We start from the raw sequence: 4,167 nt of genomic DNA, 5'->3' as shown, positions 1-4,167 counted from the left end.
CCGGCACCCGGGCGCGGCACGGCGCGGACGCGGTGGGCGTCTTCGGCGGCGGCGGCCTCACCAACGAGAAGGCGTACACGCTGGGCAAGTTCGCCCGGGTGGCGCTCGGCACCTCGCAGATCGACTACAACGGGCGGTTCTGCATGTCGTCCGCGGCGGCCGCCGGGACCAGGGCGTTCGGGCTGGACCGGGGGCTGCCGTTCCCGCTGGAGGACATCCCGCGCACCGGGTGCGTGATCCTGGTCGGCTCCAACCCGGCCGAGACCATGCCGCCGTCGCTGCGCTACTTCACCGAACTCCGCGACAACGGCGGCACGCTGATCGTGATCGACCCGCGCCGCACCCGCACCGCCGAGCAGGCCGACCTGCACATCGCGCCCCGCCCGGGCACCGATCTCGCCCTGGCGCTGGGCCTGCTGCACCTGGTCGTCGCCGAGGGGCGGACCGACGAGGAGTACATCGCCGGGCGGACCACCGGCTGGGAGGAGGCCCGGGCCGCGGCGATGGCGCACTGGCCGGAGTACGTGGAGCGGATCACCGGTGTGCCGGTGCCCCAGCTCCGCGAGGCGGTGCGGATGTTCTGCGAGCCCGAGGCGGCGATGGTGCTCACCGCGCGCGGCCCCGAGCAGCAGTCCAAGGGGACCGACACGGTGGGCGCGTGGATCAACCTCTGCCTGGCCACCGGCCGCCCTGGGCGCCCGTACTCCGGCTACGGCTGCCTCACCGGGCAGGGCAACGGCCAGGGCGGGCGCGAGCACGGCCAGAAGGCGGACCAGCTGCCCGGCTACCGCAAGCTCGACGACCCCGAGGCGCGCCGCCACGTCGCGGAGGTGTGGGGCGTCGACCCGGACTCGCTGCCCGGCCCCGGCCGCAGCGCCTACGAACTCCTGGACGCCCTCGGCACCGACATCCGCGCGCTGCTGCTGATGGGGTCCAACCCGGTGGTCTCCGCGCCGCGCGCCGCGCACGTCGAGGAGCGGATCCGCTCGCTGGACTTCCTCGCCGTGGCCGACGTGGTGCTCTCCGAGACGGCGGCGCTGGCCGACGTGGTGCTCCCGGTGACCCAGTGGGCCGAGGAGACCGGCACCACGACCAGCCTGGAGGGCCGGGTGCTGCTGCGACGGCAGGCCCTCACCCCGCCCGAGGGGGTGCGCGGCGACCTGCACGTGATGCGTGAGCTGGCCGCCCGGCTCGGTGTCGAGAAGGGGTTCTCCGAGGACCCCGAGGAGGTCTTCGAGGAACTGCGCCGGGCCAGCGCCGGCGGCCTCGCGGACTACTCCGGGATCACCTACCGGCGGCTGGCCGCGGAGAACGGCGTGTTCTGGCCCGCACCGGAACCGGAGGAGGCGGGCGCCGCCCCGCACCCGGGCACGCCCCGGCTGTTCCTCGACCGGTTCGCCCACCCGGACGGCCGGGCCCGCTTCGTGCCGGTCGCCCACCGGGCGTCGGCGGAGGAGCCGGACGAGGAGTTCCCGCTGCTGCTCACCACCGGGCGGGTGGTCTCCCAGTACCAGTCCGGTGCGCAGACCCGCCGGGTCGCCGAACTGAACGCGGCGGCGCCCGGGCCGTTCGTGGAGCTCCACCCGCGGCTGGCGGAGCGGCTCGGGGTGGCCGAGGGGGACCGGCTCGCGGTCGTGTCGCGGCGCGGGCGGGCGTACGCCCCGGCCCGTGTCACCGGCACGATCCGGCCGGACACCGTCTTCATGCCGTTCCACTGGTACGGCGAGGGCCGGGTCAACACGCTCACCAACCCGGCGCTGGACCCCGTCTCCCGGATGCCGGAGTTCAAGACCTGCGCGGTCCGCGTGGAACGCGCCGTGGACGAGGTCAGCGGACGAACCAGTCCCCGCTCGTGACGATCCGCGCCTCGGCCCGCAGCCGGGCCGCCAGGCGCGGGGCGGCGAGGTAGACCCAGGCGGCGACCGGCGCCCCGTCGGCGGTCCGGGTGACCTCGCGGACGACGCGGAGGTAGAGGCTGGACGGGTCGCCCGGGCGGTGGTCCTCGAGCCGGTCCAGAGCCGCCAGCACCTGTTCGTAGCCGTCCTCCCGCAGCATCATCAACTCGCCCCGCACGACGGTGGCCACGGCGTCCCCGTCCCTGCCCGTGCCCCCGCCCGTGGCCGTGTCCGTGCCCGTGTGCGTGTCCTCGAGCGCGTACGGGTAGCCGGGTCCCTCGTGCAGGACCGCGCCCCGCAGGGTGGCGGGCTCCTCGGCGGTGGTGCGGCCGAGGAGGAAGTCGGGGTGGTAGAGCCCGCCGGGGCGCAGCGTGCCGTAGACGAAGACCGGGAGCCGCCGGGTCCGCCCGATGCGCCCGGTCACTGCGCCGCCCCCGCCCCGCCGTGCCGCGTACCCGGCCCCGCGTCCGAGTCCTGCGCCTGCCCCCGCACCGGCGGCTGCGCCACGTCCCTCTGCGCGTCCCGCGCCGTCTCCTCCTCGATCCACCGCAGGTACGCCGCGTCGCCCCGCACGACAGGCGTGGCGATGATCTCGGGTGTCTCGTAGTCGTGCGCGGCACGCAGACACGCTTCCAGGGCGTCGTACCGGGCCGCAGTGGTCTTGAACAGCACCTGCCACTCCTGTGCAGCCTCCACCTCGCCCCTCCAGCGGTACACCGACGTCACCGGCCCGGCGATCTGCGCGCAGGCCGCGACCCGCGCCTCCACGGCGACACGCGCCAGCGCCTGCGCCTTCTCCGGGGAGTCGGTGGTGGTGAGCACGGTGAGCCAGTCGGTCATGGTCGTCGTCCCTCCGCGTGGGTCCGCCGTGGGGACCGCCGTGGGCCCCTGGTGGGGAGCGTCGTGCGTCCGGTGCCGTCAGGCCGGTCGGGCCCATTGTCCGTCACCCGTTCGCCCGCCCGCCGCGGGCGCCCTCCCGGGTCCGAGACCACGGCCGTGAGCTGGGCGAACACCCCGGAGCGCGGGCGCGGGGCGCGCCGCCCCGGTGGCCGTTCGGCAAGCGCTCCGGGACGCCTGCCGGTTACCTCGTCAGTGCAGGGGCGCGGGAGTCGGCGGCACTCCCGGATCGCCGGGCGAGAGCGACGGGACTGCCGGACAACTCCGCTGTCCGTCGCCGGCCACCGCGCGCCCCTACCCCTCCGGGGCGCGACGCCCCTCACTCCCCGGAGGGGGCCGCCCGCCTCCCGCTCCCGGCGGGTGCGGCGGCCGGCGCACCCACCGAGGCTTCCGGGGCGTCCGGGGTGTCCGGGGCGCCCGGGGTGTCCGGGGTGTCCAGGGTCCACCACGCCGTGGAAGACTCCGTGGACCAGCACCTTCCGCGGTCGGTCGCGGGCGAGGAAACGGAGCGCACCGGATGAACGGGCGAGAGTTCGACCTGGTCCTGTTCGGCGCCACCGGCTTCGTGGGGGCGCTCACCGCCGAGTACCTGGTCCGGGCCGCCCCCGCCGGCACCCGGATCGCGGTGGCGGGCCGCTCGCCGGAGAAGCTGGAGGCCCTCCTGCGGAGACTTGGCCACGGCGCCGCCGGATGGCGGACGATCGTCGTGGACGCGGGCACTCCCGACGCCCTGGCGGCGATGGCGGCGCGGACCACGGTCGTCGTCACCACGGTCGGCCCCTACGCCCGTTACGGCCTGCCCCTGGCCGAGGCCTGTGCCCGGGCCGGAACCCACTACGCCGACCTCACCGGCGAGCCGCTGTTCGTCCGCGACTGCGTCGACCGGTTCCACCGGATCGCCGCCGACTCCGGCGCGAAGATCGTCAACTCCTGCGGGTTCGACTCGGTCCCCTCCGACCTGAACGCCTATCTGCTCCACCGCAGGCTGGCCGAGGACGGAGCCGGCCGGATGACCGACACCACGCTCGTGGCGGCCCTCAAGGGCGGCATGAGCGGCGGCACCGTCGACTCCGGCATCACCCAGATGGCGGCCGTCGCCGCCGACCCGGCCCTGGCGAGGGTCGTCGCCGACCCCTACGCCCTCAGCCCCGACCGGGACCGCGAACCCGATCTCGGCGCTCAGCCGGACCACGCGCTGCGCCGGGCCGGCACCGTCGACCCCGGCCTGTCCGGCTGGGTGACCACCTTCATCATGGCGTCCCACAACACGAGGATCGTGCGCCGCAGCGCGGCCCTGCTCGACTGGGCCTACGGCCGCGACTTCCGCTACCGCGAGGTCATGTACACCGGGAGGTCGCCGGTGGCGCCGGCCGTG

The 4,167-nt window shown here is 75.7% G+C and carries 3 protein-coding genes and 1 pseudogene; 2 read left to right on the top strand and 2 right to left on the bottom strand.

Annotation, left to right across the window (positions count from 1 at the left end):
• The coding region (locus tag HW445_RS20635) for a molybdopterin oxidoreductase family protein (protein WP_180222465.1) at positions 1–1,856 on the top strand (1,856 nt) is incomplete at its 5' end.
• Here the strand turns inward: HW445_RS20635 and HW445_RS20630 are convergent.
• Together HW445_RS20630 and cutA are read right to left on the bottom strand one after the other, a co-directional pair.
• Positions 1,828–2,319: a gamma-glutamylcyclotransferase family protein gene (locus HW445_RS20630; protein ID WP_308799582.1), complete on the bottom strand. Its 492-nt coding sequence runs from the start codon at positions 2,317–2,319 to the stop codon at positions 1,828–1,830. The genes HW445_RS20635 and HW445_RS20630 overlap by 29 nt on opposite strands.
• 92 nt (positions 2,320–2,411) lie before the next feature.
• Positions 2,412–2,735 (bottom strand): annotated as a pseudogene (gene cutA, locus HW445_RS20625) (divalent-cation tolerance protein CutA); the annotation flags it as partial.
• A gap of 574 nt (positions 2,736–3,309) precedes the next feature.
• On the opposite strand from cutA, the gene HW445_RS20620 reads away from it, so the two are divergent.
• Positions 3,310–4,167, top strand: an 858-nt coding sequence (locus HW445_RS20620; protein ID WP_180222463.1) for a trans-acting enoyl reductase family protein, incomplete at its 3' end; no start/stop codon positions are given.

The organism is Streptomyces sp. UH6 (assembly GCF_013421635.1).
Lineage (GTDB): Bacteria > Actinomycetota > Actinomycetes > Streptomycetales > Streptomycetaceae > Streptomyces > Streptomyces abyssomicinicus.
This window is presented reverse-complemented; position numbering and strand designations above follow the sequence as displayed.